At 38.5% G+C, this 15,620-nt stretch carries 14 protein-coding genes; 4 read left to right on the top strand and 10 right to left on the bottom strand.

The features are described from left to right. Window positions 1–9 precede the first annotated feature (9 nt). From R2S57_RS23980 to R2S57_RS23950, 7 genes are all read right to left on the bottom strand, one after another. Window positions 10–870 carry a YitT family protein gene (locus tag R2S57_RS23980; RefSeq protein WP_316847454.1) on the bottom strand — a complete coding sequence of 287 codons (861 nt, stop codon included), beginning with the start codon at window positions 868–870 and terminating at the stop codon, window positions 10–12. Beyond that, complete coding sequence (truB, locus tag R2S57_RS23975; protein WP_316847453.1) at window positions 867–1,598, bottom strand: tRNA pseudouridine(55) synthase TruB; 732 nt, start codon at window positions 1,596–1,598, stop codon at window positions 867–869. The genes R2S57_RS23980 and truB overlap by 4 nt, the downstream gene beginning before the upstream one ends. A gap of 120 nt (window positions 1,599–1,718) precedes the next feature. Continuing rightward, complete coding sequence (locus R2S57_RS23970; RefSeq protein WP_316847452.1) at window positions 1,719–2,513, bottom strand: undecaprenyl-diphosphate phosphatase; 795 nt, start codon at window positions 2,511–2,513, stop codon at window positions 1,719–1,721. 17 nt (window positions 2,514–2,530) lie between these two features. Next, window positions 2,531–2,917: a type II toxin-antitoxin system VapC family toxin gene (locus tag R2S57_RS23965; RefSeq protein WP_316847451.1), complete on the bottom strand. Its 387-nt coding sequence runs from the start codon at window positions 2,915–2,917 to the stop codon at window positions 2,531–2,533. After that, entirely contained in the window at window positions 2,917–3,120 is a 204-nt protein-coding gene (locus R2S57_RS23960) for a DUF2281 domain-containing protein (protein ID WP_316847450.1), read from the bottom strand. Before R2S57_RS23960 ends, R2S57_RS23965 begins: the two co-directional genes overlap by 1 nt. Window positions 3,121–3,159: 39 nt before the next feature. Beyond that, window positions 3,160–3,387, bottom strand: coding sequence for a DUF3098 domain-containing protein (locus R2S57_RS23955; RefSeq protein WP_316847449.1), 228 nt, complete (start codon window positions 3,385–3,387; stop codon window positions 3,160–3,162). Further along, window positions 3,387–4,265: a cell division protein FtsX gene (locus tag R2S57_RS23950; RefSeq protein ID WP_316847448.1), complete on the bottom strand. Its 879-nt coding sequence runs from the start codon at window positions 4,263–4,265 to the stop codon at window positions 3,387–3,389. Before R2S57_RS23950 ends, R2S57_RS23955 begins: the two co-directional genes overlap by 1 nt. Window positions 4,266–4,464: 199 nt before the next feature. On the opposite strand from R2S57_RS23950, the gene R2S57_RS23945 reads away from it, so the two are divergent. Then, the gene (locus R2S57_RS23945) at window positions 4,465–4,893 is read left to right on the top strand and encodes a hypothetical protein (RefSeq protein ID WP_316847447.1); all 429 of its coding nucleotides are present in this window, start codon (window positions 4,465–4,467) and stop codon (window positions 4,891–4,893) included. A 201-nt stretch (window positions 4,894–5,094) separates the two neighbouring features. Here the strand turns inward: R2S57_RS23945 and R2S57_RS23940 are convergent, their stop codons facing one another. Beyond that, the gene (locus R2S57_RS23940) at window positions 5,095–5,394 is read right to left on the bottom strand and encodes a type II toxin-antitoxin system RelE/ParE family toxin (RefSeq protein ID WP_316847446.1); all 300 of its coding nucleotides are present in this window, start codon (window positions 5,392–5,394) and stop codon (window positions 5,095–5,097) included. Further along, window positions 5,376–5,546 (bottom strand): hypothetical protein, encoded by a 171-nt coding sequence (locus R2S57_RS23935; protein ID WP_316847445.1) that lies wholly within the window; start codon window positions 5,544–5,546, stop codon window positions 5,376–5,378. The genes R2S57_RS23940 and R2S57_RS23935 overlap by 19 nt, the downstream gene beginning before the upstream one ends. Window positions 5,547–5,747: 201 nt before the next feature. Between R2S57_RS23935 and leuS the strand changes: the two genes are divergently transcribed. Continuing rightward, window positions 5,748–8,576, top strand: coding sequence for a leucine--tRNA ligase (gene leuS / locus R2S57_RS23930; RefSeq protein WP_316847444.1), 2,829 nt, complete (start codon window positions 5,748–5,750; stop codon window positions 8,574–8,576). A gap of 221 nt (window positions 8,577–8,797) precedes the next feature. Here leuS and R2S57_RS23925 read toward each other — a convergent pair whose 3' ends face one another. Next, complete coding sequence (locus tag R2S57_RS23925) at window positions 8,798–10,099, bottom strand: DEAD/DEAH box helicase (RefSeq protein WP_316847443.1); 1,302 nt, start codon at window positions 10,097–10,099, stop codon at window positions 8,798–8,800. Between the two features lie 570 nt (window positions 10,100–10,669). Here R2S57_RS23925 and R2S57_RS23920 point away from each other — a divergent pair. Both R2S57_RS23920 and R2S57_RS23915 read left to right on the top strand, forming a co-directional pair. Continuing rightward, on the top strand, window positions 10,670–13,900 hold the full coding sequence (locus R2S57_RS23920) for a TonB-dependent receptor (protein ID WP_316847442.1): 3,231 nt from the start codon (window positions 10,670–10,672) through the stop codon (window positions 13,898–13,900). 16 nt (window positions 13,901–13,916) lie between these two features. Then, window positions 13,917–15,620 (top strand): RagB/SusD family nutrient uptake outer membrane protein (locus R2S57_RS23915; protein ID WP_316847441.1); only part of this gene is annotated, 1,704 nt, incomplete at its 3' end.

Raw genomic sequence — 15,620 nt, 5'->3', positions numbered from 1 at the left:
TATTGTTTATTAATGTAAAGCATGGCGTTTCACTACCCCACCTTTTAAATCGGCAATTTGTTGTTGGATTACAAAAGCATCCGAGTCAATCTGCCGGATAGCCGTTTGTAATTTGCTCATTTCTAGTTTGGTAACAACAGTAAAAATAATATCAATATCTTTCTTTTCTCCGTAACCGCCTTCGCCTTTGTAAATGGTAACACCGCGTTTCATTTCGTTGATAATAAATCCCTTAATGGCATCCTGATGTTCTGAAATGATGGTAACGCCCGTATATTGTTCTATACCATTTACGATAAAATCGATCGTACTCGATGCCGATAAATACGTTAAAATGGCATAAAGTGCGGTTTCAATATTCAGGAAATATGCCGCGAAAGCAAAAATAATGATATTTAAAATCAAGATGATATTCCCGACGGTTAAGATGCTGTTTTTACTGATATAAAGCGCTAAAACCTCTGTGCCGTCGATTACACAGCCACCACGCATCGCCAATCCGATCCCTCCCCCTAAAAACAGACCGCCAAAAAATGCGATGAGCAATTTATCATGTGTAATGGGCTGAAAAGGCAGGAAAATTAGGGCCAGGGAAAGTGCAGCAATAGCGATAGCTGTTTTTATGGCAAAACCCTTACCAATTTGTCTGTAACCTAAAATAACAAATGGAATATTGATGATGGCAATAAGGTATGATAAATTCCATCCTGTTAACGTACTTAACAATAGTGAAATACCGGTAACACCTCCATCGATAAAATGGCTGGGCATTAAAAAGCTTTTTAAGCCAAAACATGCCGAAGTTACACCTGCAATAATTAAAAGAACTTCTTTTATAAACCGGGTGTGCCTGTTTTTGATATGGTTCATGCTTCTGCTTCAGTTTTAGCTTCTTCTTTCTTGCTGCGAATATAATTAACAAGTTCTAATACCTCAAACGCATCTTTAAGCAAAAAGTTTCCGCTTCGGGTACGGGTGAGTTTTGAAAGATAAGCGCCGCTGTTTAAATGTTTGCCAAAATCGGATATTAAGGAACGGATGTAGGTGCCTTTGCTGCAAACTATTCTGAAATCGATTTCTGGTAATTCGATCCGGGTAATTTCAAATTCGGGAACGCTTACAAAACGTTTACGCAACTCTACTTCTTCGCCCAGTCTTGCTTTTACATATAAACGTTCGCCATTTACCTTTACCGCGGAGTGTGCCGGTGGATACTGTTCTATATCGCCAATAAATGGTTTACAGGCTGCGTAAATTTCTTCTTCGGTAATGTTGTTGATATTGAAGGTTTGGTCTACCTCGGTCTCCATATCGAATGATGGGGTAGTGGCACCCAAAATCATGGTGCCGGTATATTCTTTCTCTTCAGCCTGGAAAGTGTCTATCTGTTTGGTCAATTTTCCTGTACAAACAATTAATAAGCCTGTAGCAAGGGGATCTAAAGTGCCGGCATGACCAACCTTTAGCTTTAAGGGTTTTAAAGAATTACGGATTTTGCCCACCACATCAAATGAAGTCCATTTGTAGGGTTTGTTGATCAATAGCAATTCGCCTTCAGCAAAATTGAAATCTTTAAATTTTGAATTTTCGGTACTCACAAATCTTTTTTGTGCAAAGATACAGATTCGATATGGTTTGCTTAAGTTTTTTTACCACAGATGAAAAGGATACACACAGATCATAATCATTTGTGAATCAGTGGTAAATATTTCTAAGGATTATATAATTTGTAAGTTATGGCCGCTTAACAACAGGATAATAATAATTAAACCTGCAGCAATTCTATACCATCCAAAAACTTTAAAGCCATGTTTATTCAAGTATCCGATAAAACTTTTAATGGCTAAAAGTGCCACTATAAAAGCAACTACATTACCGATAATCAAGAGATTGGTTTGATCGTGGGTAATGGTGTGGCCCTCTTTATAAAAATCGTAAAGTTTTTTTGCGGTTGCCGCAAACATGGTAGGTACAGCCAGGAAAAATGAAAATTCTGCAGCCACTTTTCTGCTTAATTTCTGACTCATGCCGCCAACGATAGTTGCGCCAGAACGTGAAACACCTGGTAACATGGCGATGCATTGAAAAAAGCCTATTTTTAAGGCCGTTAAATAACTTATATTTTCTTCCTCGTTGATGGTAGGCTTATTAAACCATTTATCAACAAATAACAAGATAATTCCCCCAACGAATAGCGAAATACCAACAGCCATTGGGCTTTCCAATAACTCATCAATTTTTTTGCTCAAAAGCAAGCCAAATACTGCAGCTGGAATAAAAGCTACCAGTAACTTAATATAGAAGTTTATCGATTTAAAAAATCTTTTAAAATAAAGTACAACTACCGAAAGTATTGCGCCCAATTGGATTACAATGGTAAAAAGTTTTACAAATGGCTCTGATGCAATGCCCATAAACGATGAGGCAATAATCATATGACCGGTGCTTGATACAGGCAAAAATTCAGTTAATCCTTCAACAATAGCAAGGACAATGGCTTCAAAAGAGTTCATATTGTTTGTTTAATGGGTTATTCCCATTGTAATTTTACTTTATAGTTTTTTAATTTTTTATCCCTTGAGATTAAGGTTAAATCTTCTGAAATGGCCTGCGACACAATAATCCGGTCAAAAGGGTCATTGTTAAAGAATTCGAGTCTTAATAAGGTCGTAAGATGAGTTTCGTTAATTGCGATTATTTCGATCTGATTACGCTCCGCGAATCGGAAGAGTTCATCAAAACTAATTTGTAAATTGAGCTTTCCAATTTGTTTTTTTATCGCAATTTCCCAGAGCGATGCAATACTTAAGAAACAGGACTGGCTGATGTCTGATACTTTTTTTTTCACAGAAGCAGGCAGCTGATCGTCTCCGGCTACAAACCACAAAAAAGTATGGGTATCTAATAAGTATGCCATTAAATGTAATCAGCAAACATTTCTAGTGGCTCGTCGAAATCGTTGGATAATTTGATTTTCCCTTTTGCATATCCGAACTCACGGGATTTTAACTTTGGCTTATTTTTGTGCTTTGTTTTTAGGAACTCAACAAAATCTGCAACTTCCTGCCTAAGGTTTAGGGGAAGAGAATTTATTTCGATCTGCAAATTTGTTGTTGTCATAATATAAAGTTAAAAAAACACGCGTGTTATTACAAGCAATTATTTTTTTAAGATCGCATAAATGCCAAAAGCAAAACCAGCCAACACCACTATCGGCGCCAATAAAGTTCTTCTAAAGTCGTAAATGTCACCAGTGGTACCCATCATCAGGATAAAGCCAACCGCAACAATTGCTACGCTGATCAATAATAACTGGTAGTTTTTTTTGGTAAAAACCAATTCGCTTTTAACGTCCTTTACAATCGGACCTGTTTTTTTTTCTGCCATTATCTATAAAGATGATAAGATTTTAAACGTAAATATCTGCTTACTGCAAACCATGTACTAATACCTGTTATAAAAATACCAACAATTAATAGGCCTATAAACACGAAGCCAAATTCCTGGTAGTTATTTAAGATAATAATTTCTGGTACCTCTTTGCGGGCGTAAATTAACGTTGCCAATAAAATAATGATGGCAATAAATGCAGCAATTAAGCCGTGCAAAGCAGCATACAATAAGAAAGGACGTCGGATAAAATTTTTCGTTGCACCAACCAATTGCATACTTTTAATTAAAAAGCGCTGTGAGTATATGGCTAATCGTATCGTATTGTTTATCAGTGCGATAGAAATAATTAATAGCAATGCAGCAAAGGCTAAAATAATTAAACCAATGGTACTGATATTTTTATTCACCATATCAATTAAAGAACTTTGGTACACTACCTCTTTAACCACTGGGTTTTTAGAGATACTGGCTTTTAGCGCATCAATACTTTTATTGTTCGCATATTCTGCTTTTAAGTACACATCGAAGGTAGAAGTTAGTGGATTGTATCCTAAAAAGTTAACAAAATCTTCGCCTAAATCCTGTGTTAAATTTCTGGCTGCAAGTTCTTTATTTACATATTGCGTTTGTTTTACCGCTGGGTTTGTATTCAGCTCTTTCTGGAAAGCCAAAACATCGGCTTCTTTCGCGCCTTCATCAACAATAATGTTTAAAACAATGTTTTCTTTAACGTAGTTAGACAGGTTTTTGGCATGTACAAGTACCAACCCAAGCAGCCCCAGCATTAATAAAACCAACGCAATACTAATTATAGTAGAGATATAAACGGTTTTGGTTTTCTTAGATGCATCACTTACTTCGAATTCTTCCATGTATTTCATTTTTGTTTCTGCGAAAATATAAATTATACCTGATAAACACCAATTAATGATTGCTAAATGAATATAAACGCATCTGTTTAGCTTTTAGTTTGAGTATTAATTCTTTAATGAAATTCTCTTTTTCTAAAAACACGGTACGAAATTTGTTTAAACGGCGTTAATTATGGATATCTTAAAACTAAATTTAACTATGAAAAGACAAGTTACTATTTTGAGCCTGTTTCTACTTATCGCCTCTACAATTGTTTCGTGTAAGAAAGATGAAACTTCTTTAAAAGCCCAGATGATGGGTAAATGGACTTTAAATAGGATTGTAACTACCGGTTATACCGCTGATGATACAGCAGGAGATCCTAAAAAAGTTAATGGTGATGTTACATATGGCACTACCAGCGATTATGTTGACTTTAAATCTAATAACGACGACCCGGTAGAACTAAGTTTATCAGGAAACAGGACCCTTGGCACTTATGTAATCATTTATTCTGATCAGTTCAGTATGGATATCAATGATGGATTGAACTATTGTAAAATAAACAGTATTACTGCAAATAAACTGGAATTTACTGCTAAAATTGATAAAACAAACGTGGTTAAAGTATATACTTTATCAAGATAAGATTTTAATCCCCCGATTATTTGCTTGCGCCATTGATCATTAGCATCAATGGCGCATTTTTTTGTGGTGGTGTATTAGCTGTGGTGTCGGTTGTTCCCAACTGACACTAAAAACATATCATCAACAGATATTCGTTGTTTTAATACTTAGATAGTCAGATGGTAACATCTGACTCCACATGGAATGAGCAGAGATAAAAAATTACCAGTAAATCATTTTTGACGGAACAAATTCACATATAATGATTTCTGTATCTAATTCGATAAAAACAATTGTGTAATTTTTCTTGAAAGATATGCATTTATAACCCATGAGTGTTCTTTGGGGCTCTTTACAAGTTCTGTATCTTTTTCTGTGGTCTCCTAATTTTTCAATAAAATCATAGACATCATCTGTAAATTTTTCAGCAGTAGCTTGAAAACCTTCAGACTCTAAATACCAGGAAACTTCTGCAATACTTTCAGCAACAGTTTGCTTAATTACTATTTTTCTGCTGACCATTTCCTGATTAACTTTTTACTATGGGCTCGCGCTTCATTAATAGAAAATATTTTTTCAGGATGATGTTTTAAAGCTGCATTTTTTTGTAGCTCTTGGTAACTTTCTTCTGGGATGAGTACGTATTTCTTATTTTCGATAGTAAGATGTGTCATAACACTCATTTTTTAATACACGAAGATAATAAATAATAAAGAAACACTTTAACCTGATTTTGGTTTCATGGTTAAAACAAGAAATTTTAGCCCTAACTTCTTCTGATTCTGCATTTCCGTTGGCAAAATATTATCATGAATCTGCTTTTTTAAGCCCCTTAATTTCCGTATTTTCGCACCTTTAAAAATTTAAAACTTGCAATGGATTACCAATTCAAAGAAATAGAACAAAAGTGGCAGAAATTCTGGGCAGATCATCAAACATTTAAAGCCGAAAGTAATTCTGAAAAACCAAAATATTATGTGTTAGATATGTTTCCTTATCCATCGGGAGCAGGTTTGCACGTTGGTCACCCACTGGGTTACATTGCATCTGATATTTTTTCGAGATACAAACGCCTTAAAGGCTTTAACGTATTGCATCCAATGGGATACGATTCGTTCGGTTTACCAGCAGAACAATACGCCATTCAAACCGGACAGCACCCGGCCATTACCACCGAGGCAAATATTGCAACCTACCGCCGTCAGTTGGATCAGATTGGTTTTTCTTTCGATTGGAGCAGGGAAGTACGTACCAGTGAACCATCTTATTACAAGTGGACGCAGTGGATTTTTATGCAATTGTTTAACTCCTGGTATAATATCGAAAACGATAGGGCTGAAGACATCACCACCTTGATCGAAAAATTTAATGCTTCTGGCACAGCTGATGTTAAAGCCGTTTGTGATGAAGATACCAAAGCATTTATGCCGAGCGATTGGGCAACTTTTACCGATGAGGAAAAACAGATCGAATTGTTAAAATACCGCTTAACCTATCTTCGGGAGAGTACCGTAAACTGGTGCCCGGCATTGGGAACGGTTTTAGCCAATGACGAAGTTAAGGATGGTTTTTCTGAGCGTGGTGGTTTCCCAGTTGAGCAGAAAAAAATGATGCAGTGGAGCATGCGGATTACCGCGTATTCTGACCGTCTTTTGCAAGGTTTAGATACCATCGATTGGCCAGAGCCGATTAAAGAAATGCAACGCAACTGGATCGGGAAAAGTGTAGGTGCATCTGTTAAATTTGCAGTTGACAATTCACAGTTGGCAGTGGAAGAAACTGAAAACTCAAATCTGAAAACTGAAAAATATATAGAAGTATTCACCACGCGTGTAGATACCATTTTTGGTGTCTCTTACCTGGTATTGGCACCAGAGCACGAGTGGGTTGCAGAATTGACTACGCCTGAGCAAAAACAGGATATTGCAAACTACATCGCTCAAACTAAAAAGAAATCAGAATTAGACCGCATGGCTGATACCAAAACAGTATCAGGCGCTTTTACAGGAACCTATGTAATTAACCCGGTAAGCGGCGAGCGTGTTCAGTTGTGGATTGCCGATTATGTGTTAGCTGGTTACGGAACAGGTGCGGTTATGGGTGTGCCAAGTGGCGATCAGCGCGACTGGTTATTTGCCACACACTTCAACTTGCCGATTATCCAGATTTTAGACGGTCAAAAGGATATTGATATTCAGGCCGATCCAACGAAAGAAGGAAAATACATTAACTCCGGTTTCATTAACGGAATGGAATATAAGGAAGCCGTTTCTTTCTTGAACAACTGGTTAGAAGTAGAAAAAGTAGGAAAAGCAAAAGTAAACTTCCGTCAGCGCGATGCGATTTTTGGTCGCCAGCGTTATTGGGGTGAGCCGATTCCGGTTTACTTTAAAGATGGATTACCGTATTTGGTAAAAGAAGAGGAATTGCCATTATTGCTTCCTGAAATTGATAAATATTTACCAACCGAAACAGGCGAACCACCTTTGGCCAGGGCCGAAAACTGGGTGCCAAAAGATGGTGGTCATTACGAATTGAGCACCATGCCGGGTTGGGCAGGCAGCAGTTGGTACTGGTACCGTTATATGGATGCCAATAATAACAACGATTTTGCTTCAAAAGAAGCTGTTGATTACTGGAAAGATGTGGATTTATATATCGGTGGTTCTGAGCATGCTACAGGTCACTTATTATATAGCCGTTTCTGGAATAAATTTTTGAAAGATTTGGGTTATACTAAAGAAGAAGAGCCTTTCAAAAAACTGATTAACCAGGGCATGATCCAGGGTAGAAGTAATTTCGTGTACAGAATTAATGATGCTGAGGGTAAGCCAACAAATACCTATGTTTCTGCTGGATTGAGAAAAGAATATAAAACATCGGCATTACATGTTGACGTAAACATTGTAGAAAACGAAATTCTTGACATCAATAAATTTAAAGCCTGGAGAGAAGAATATGCCAATGCAGAATTTATTCTGGAAGGTGGAAAATATATTTGTGGCGTTGAAGTAGAGAAAATGTCGAAATCAAAATTCAATGTGGTTAATCCAGATGATTTGATTGAGCGTTATGGTGCCGATACTTTGCGGATGTACGAAATGTTCTTAGGTCCTTTAGAACAAAGTAAACCCTGGAATACAAATGGTATCGAAGGTGTATTTAAGTTCTTGCGTAAGTTCTGGCGTTTGTTCCACAACGAAGAATGGGTGTTCCATGTAAACGATGCGGTACCTACGAAAGCGGAATTAAAATCACTGCACAAAATCATTAAAAAAATACACGATGATATCGAACGTTTCTCGTTTAATACTTCTGTATCGAGCTTTATGATAGCGGTAAACGAGTTGACCGATCTGAAGTGTAAAAACCGTCAGATTTTGGAAGATATGGTGATTATTTTATCTCCATATGCACCGCACATCTGCGAAGAGCTTTGGGTATTATTGGGTAATGAGGCTGGAACTTTATCGTATACAGCTTTCCCAACATTTAAACCAGAATACCTGGTGGAAGATGAGTTTGCTTATCCGGTTTCAATCAATGGTAAAATGAAAATGAACCTGAATTTAAGTTTAACCTTAACGCAGCCAGAAGTAGAAAGTATTTTATTTGCTGATGAGCAATTCCAGAAGTTCTTGGATGGAAAACCGACCAAAAAGATCATTTTCGTGAAAGGAAAGATCATTAATGTGGTGGTTTAGTGAGGTGGAAGGTAGAGGGTAAGAAGGTTGAAGGCTTCCTTTCTTTTGCCTTCGAAGAGGTAGGAGGCTGAAGGCTATAGGGTAGAGGGTTTCTTTGAGCTTGCCTTAATTTTAAATAGAAAAACCCGGATTACGTTTCGTAACCCGGGTTTTTTGTTGAAGCTTAGGTTTTCGGATCTTACGCCTTAAACCCTCCGCCTTCCAGCCCTCTACCTCAAAGCCTATCTTTCTCCTCTTTTTCTGTTTCCGCCAAATCTTCTGTTGTTGCTGGCGTTGCGTGGTTTACCACTCATGTTACCATCACCACTTTTTTTGGCACCGCCACCACCTTTTGATTGAGCCTGTGGCTTGCGTTTAACCTGGTTTTTGGCCAACATACTTTCCCAGCTTAATGGGTAAGGATGATCATCAACCACTGGAAGTGTAATTTTTATCAGTTTCTGAATGTCCAGTAAGTATTCGTTTTCTTCTGCATCACAGAAAGAAATGGCAATACCGTTAGCACCAGCACGACCAGTACGGCCAATCCTGTGTACATACGATTCAGGTATATTCGGCAGTTCGAAATTGAATACATGAGATAACTGATCGATATCGATACCACGGGCAGCAATATCAGTAGCCACCAAAACGCGGATTTTCCGGTCTTTAAAGTCGGTTAATGCACGTTGTCTGGCGTTTTGTGATTTATTTCCATGAATGGCTGCAGCTTTAATGCCTGCATGTGCTAAATCCTTAACAATACGGTCGGCACCATGTTTGGTACGCGTAAAAACCAGTGCCGTTTGAATATCCCTATCTTCTAAAAGATGGATCAGTAATTTCTTTTTATCAGGTTTGTCAACAAAATACACCGATTGAACAATCGTTTCGGCAGTAGAAGAAATAGGAGTAACTTCTACTTTTGTTGGGTTGGATAAAATGGTATTGGCTAATTTTTGGATTTCATCAGGCATGGTCGCCGAGAAAAATAATGTCTGGCGTTTTGTTGGCAATTTAGCCACCACTCTTTTCACATCGTGGATAAAACCCATGTCCAGCATACGGTCGGCTTCATCTAACACAAATAACTCGATGGTGTTTAAGTTGATGAAACCCTGGTTCATTAAATCTAATAAACGGCCGGGTGTTGCTACTAAAATATCAACGCCTTTTTTTAAAGCTTCTACTTGTGAATGTTGATTTACCCCACCAAAAATTACCAAGTGGCGTAAGTTTAAATTACGGCCATAAGCTTTAAAACTTTCTTCAATCTGAATGGCAAGTTCGCGTGTTGGCGTTAAAATTAAAGCCTTTATGTTTTTTGTAGCTTTGGTATTGACGTGTTTTTCGTGCAATAACTGCAACATTGGAATGGCAAAGGCAGCGGTTTTTCCGGTTCCGGTTTGTGCGCAGCCTAATAAATCTTTGCCTTGTAGTATTGTTGGGATGGATTGCTCCTGTATCGGTGTAGGTTGTGTATAACCTTCGGTCTCAAGGGCCTTTAAAATGGGCTCAATGAGGTTTAATTCTTTGAATAACATGTATTTTTCTGTGTAATATTTATCGAAGAAGCTAGAACAATCATTTGTTGAAGGACTAACTTGCGGAGAGAATATGCCATTCAGAATGGCAAGCCCTTATTCCTGCTTCAGCGGCAAAGGTACGAATTAAATGTGGAAAATTTAAATGTATGCATATGGTGTTTTGCTATGTTTCGTATTTGAACATTCAATCCGGATGATTATCCGCTCAAATCTTAAATATTAGGCCTTATAGATTATATGTATATCTAATCGTTATTTTTTGTATATTTATTTTATGTTAAAAGTATTTAGCATAATTATTTGTATGTATATTTTGTTAATTCCCTTATGTAAATCTTAAATATATTACTCACAATCTAACCAATTATTAAACCTATGAGAAAAAAACTACACTACTTTACAAGAAGTTCATTCTTGTGTATTTACCCCTGATTTAAGTAGGAGTAAATCTTTCAACTATTAATTATTTTTTAAAAAGAATGCTGTAAATAATATGGCTATGTGCCACGCCTTTGGTCTTTTTTTTGATTAACACGATTACAAATCACTAACTATCATTATTAACTTATGAAACAAAAACTATCTTTCTTCAGGAGGAGCTATGTTCTCTTGTGCCTGAGTATGCTATTCGCAATCAAGGCAAGTGCCCAGTCTAAAGTAACAGGGAAAGTTACTGCGAGTGATGATAAACTCCCCATAGTTGGCGCCACTATAAAAATCAAAAATGGAGCTGGCGGTACCACTACAGATGCCAGCGGATTATTTTCAATTGCGGCCAAGCCTACAGATGTATTGGTTATTTCTTTTATTGGATACGGATCAAAAGAAGTTACTGTAGGTAATCAGAATAATATCTCTGTCGTTTTACTCGCTGAAGACAACAAATTATCAGAAGTGGTGGTAACGGGTTACTCCAGTCAGCGGAAAAAAGATTTAACAGGTGCAGTAGCTGTTGTGAATATAGGGCTGTTAAAAGGCCAGCCCGCTGCCAGCGCTGTAGAGGCTTTGCAGGGTAAGGCTACGGGGGTACAGATTATAAACGACGGCGCACCGGGTTCTACACCACAGATCCGGATCCGTGGTACTAGTACCATCAATAATAATGAACCACTTTATGTAATTGATGGGGTGCCTTTTGAAGGTAAACTCTCGTGGCTTAACCAAAATGATATTGAAAGTATGCAGGTATTGAAGGATGCATCTTCAGCCTCTATTTACGGATCGCGGGCAAATAATGGAGTAGTGATTGTCACCACCAAAAAAGGAGTGACCGGTGCACCGAAAATTACACTCGATTCATATTATGGTACACAGGCCCCGCGTAAAGGTAGCTTCCCTGAGATGATGAATCCACAACAATATGCTCAATATGTGTTCGATGGTTATAAAAATGCAGGAAAAACAGTAGCTGCAGGTAAAAATTACGGCTCAGGGCCAACACCCGTATTGCCCGATTATCTGGTTGCCGGTTCAAAATTAGGGCAGGATGTTACTGCTGCAGATGCCGACCCTTCTAAATATAACTATAGCCGCGATCCCAACCTTTTTTATCAGATTACAAAGGCAAATAAGGCAGGTACCAACTGGTTTGACGAGATTACTGATGCAGCACCGATCCAGAATTATCAGATCAGCGCTACGGGCGGAGGCGAAAATGCAACCTATGCGTTTACGGGCGGATACCTGAACCAAAAAGGAACCATTCAGTATACCGGTTTTAAAAGATATAACTTTAGGTCTAATACTACTATTTCTGCTTTTAACAAACATGTTCGTTTTGGCGAAAATGCACAATACAGCTATTCGGAAGGTTATGGTTTTGGTGTTAATCCAAATGTTCCGGGAAGTTATCAGGATCAGGGCAGTTCATTAGGCTGGGCTTACCGTATCCCTACCATTATTCCGGTTTATGATATTGCCGGTAATTTTGCAGGTAGCCGCGGTAGCCAGTTAGGCAATGCGGAAAATCCACTTGCTTTCCTTTACCGCGCCAAGGATAATAAAAACAAAAGTAATTTCTTTTTCGGAAATGTTTTTGGTGAGGGTGATATCCTCCCAGGGCTTGTATTAAAAACCAATTTTGGTTTGCGCTATGAAAATTTTAACGGTTTATCGATGCGTTATCCAAATTTAGAATTTTCTGAGGGGAACAACTCCAATAACCTAAACGAATACCAGGGTTATAATACCGAATGGACCTGGACCAATACCTTAAACTATAGTAAGGTTTTTAACGAGTTGCACCGGGTAAATGTGCTCGTTGGTACAGAAGCCATCAGATCAAGATCCCGCCAGTTAAATGCAGGCCGGAATGATTTCTTCATTTTGGGCAATCAGGATTATTATTATTTAAGCACAGGCTCATCTAATATCAGCAATACCAGTACCGGATCTATTGGCTCGCTCTTCTCTTTATTCGGGAAAGTAGATTATTCTTATCACGACCGTTATCTGGCAAGTATTACGATCAGACGTGACGGTTCTTCAAACTTTGGCCCTTCAAATAAGTATGGTAATTATCCGGCAGCAAGTGCAGCGTGGCGATTATCTGAAGAAGAGTTTATGAAAAGTATTAAATGGGTAAGTGATTTAAAACTTCGTGTAGGATATGGCCAAACGGGAAACCAGCGGATCCCTGCGTACAATTACCTGAACAGATACCAAAGTTCAATTATTAACTCTGCCTATGCTGTTGGTGGTGGTAATGGTTTAACCACAGGGGTATGGCAAAACAATTACGCAAATCCAGATATAAAATGGGAATCTTTAAAATCATTAAATATTGGACTTGATTTTACTTTGTTGGGTGGTGCTATTGACGGATCGGTTGATTGGTACAATAAGAAAACTACCGACATGCTTTATAATCTGCCTTTGCCTTCCAGTGTTGTAGGATTAGGCAACTCACCATTTGTAAATATCGGGGATATGAGCAATAAAGGAATCGAATTTAATGTAGCCTATCATTATGGTATAAAAGACGATAGTCCACTTAAATTTGATATTGGACTGAATTTCTCTAAAAACAAAAATGAAATTGTGGCCTTAGCTCCCGGTATTTTTAACCAGATTTACGGTAATTACAGAAGTTTACAGACGAGTGCATTGCAAGTGGGTGCACCCTTTGGTTCGTTTTTCGGTTATAAAACCGCTGGGATTTACCAGAGCGCTGCAGATATTCAGAACAATCCATCTTATGCAGGTGCAAGGGTTGGTGGTCTGCGTTATCAGGATATTAATGGCGATGGCATAATCGATCCGAAAGACCGGACCATTATCGGAAATCCCAATCCCGATTTTACAGCTGGGATAAACCTAAATGCATCTTACAAGAACTTTGATATTTCTGCATTTATTTATGGCGTTCAGGGGAACGATATTTTTCAGGCCACACGTTACTTCACAGACTTCCCTTCTTTTGATGGTGCCAAAAGCACCAGGTTGCTGAACGCCTGGAGTCCATCGAACCCGACGAGCTTAATACCTTCGGCTTATGCAGGTGCTTCCGATTTAGAGTTTGCATCGTCAAGTTATTATATTCAGGATGGAAGTTTTTTAAGGTTAAAGAATATACAGCTAGGTTACTCTATCCCAACTACTAAAGTGTTCGGTTCCAATTCGCCTATTAACAAATTGAGGGTATACGCGAGTGCAACCAATTTATTTACAATAACAAAATATACTGGCATGGATCCAGAGGTAACCCAGATTACTGATGGTTTTACAGCTCCAGGGGTAGATCAGGGTGTTTACCCTTCTCCACGTCAGTTTTTAATTGGTATTAATGTTGGATTTTAATTAAATAGAAACAAAGATGAAACATATAAAATATATCCTGCTCTCCTTACTGATCTGTATTACATTTTCCTGCAAGAAGGAATTTTTGAATCTTCAGCCTCAGGGTGAGCTTACAGAATCGCAATTAACCACACAAGATGGGGTGGAAGGACTACTGGTAGGTGCTTATGGACTTTTAAATGGCAACGTTAATGGTACCTATGGTAACTATGGAGCTGCGCCAAGTCAATGGCTGTTTGGAGAAGTAGCTTCTGACAATGCCCATAAGGGAAGTAGTGTTGGCGATCAGCCTCCTATGAATGCCATCGAACAGCATTCGCCAACAAGCACAAATGATAACTTGTCCAACCTGTGGGACAGGTGTTTTGAGGGCATCCAACGCTGTAACAATACGCTTAAAATACTGGCTAATTTACAGTCAGGTAATGGTTCGGCTAAATTTAGCGATGCCCGTGCCAAAGAGATACAGGGTGAGGCGCGTTTGTTGCGTGCACATTATTATTTCTTTTTGGTAAGGGTATTTAAAGCCGTTCCTTATATTACCGAAGCCACAAGTGGTACTTTTGTGCCTAACGATAAAGACATTTACCCGAACATAGTTGATGATCTTCAGTTTGCTGTAGCCAACCTAAGTACAAACAAGCCTAAAGGTCAAAAGGGAAGGGTTGATAAATATGCTGCACAGGCTTATTTAGGCAAAGTATTTTTGTATCAGAAAAAGTATCCTGAAGCTTATGATTTGCTAAACGCCGTAATTTTAGCCAAAGCAGATCTGACTACCATGCCTTATGCCGATAACTTCGACATTACCAAAGAAGATGGACCTGAAACCATTATGTCTGTTCAACATTCGGTTGGTACAGATGGTACCGGCGGTGATAATGGTAATGTTGGTGATATCCTGAATTTTCCTTATGGCAATACACCGATCAATTGTTGTGGATTTTTCCAGCCTACTATTGATTTAGCCAATTCATTTAAAGTAGATATCGCGGGTTTACCACTATTGGATGGTAGCTATCGCAACAATCCTTACAAATCGGATTTTGGATTGACGGGAGCAGCTAAGGATAATTACGTAGTGGATAAAACATTACCATTAGACCCGCGGATAGAATCTACTATAGGCAGACGTGGTGTTCCTTATCGCGATTGGGGGATAATGGCCGGAGATACCTGGATCCGTGATGCTTCTAATGGAGGTCCATTTGTTGCTGTTAAAAATACGATAGAGTCTGCACAGATTTCGAGTGGAACCGCACCGGGTACCACCAATGTAACCGGACTCAATGTAAACCTGATCCGTTTGGGTGATGTTTATTTGATGGCCGCAGAGTGTGCGGTAGAAAAGGGTGATCTTCCGAGGGCTTTAACACTCGTAAATGCGGTTAGATTACGGGCAGCAAAAATTACCCCACAACAGATAAATGGTGCACCTGCTGCGGCATATAAAGTAAATACCTATACCTCATTCCCGAACGATACCTATGCCAGAAACGCGGTACGTTTCGAACGTAGGTTGGAGTTGGCCATGGAAGGACACCGGTTTTTTGACCTTGTACGCTGGGGCATAGCCAAACAAACCCTAGAAAGCTATTTTTCTTTCGAAGGTGGGTATTTCGACTATTTAAAAGGGCTTACCATAGAAAGCAGAGATGAATATTTTCCTTTACCGCAAGATCAGATTGATAGAAGTAAGGGTACGCTCAAACAAAGTCCG

The organism is Pedobacter psychrodurus, from assembly GCF_032678585.1.
Taxonomy (GTDB): domain Bacteria; phylum Bacteroidota; class Bacteroidia; order Sphingobacteriales; family Sphingobacteriaceae; genus Pedobacter; species Pedobacter psychrodurus_A.
The sequence above is the reverse complement of the archived record's forward strand: the minus strand, read 5'-3'. Positions and strand labels throughout refer to the sequence as shown.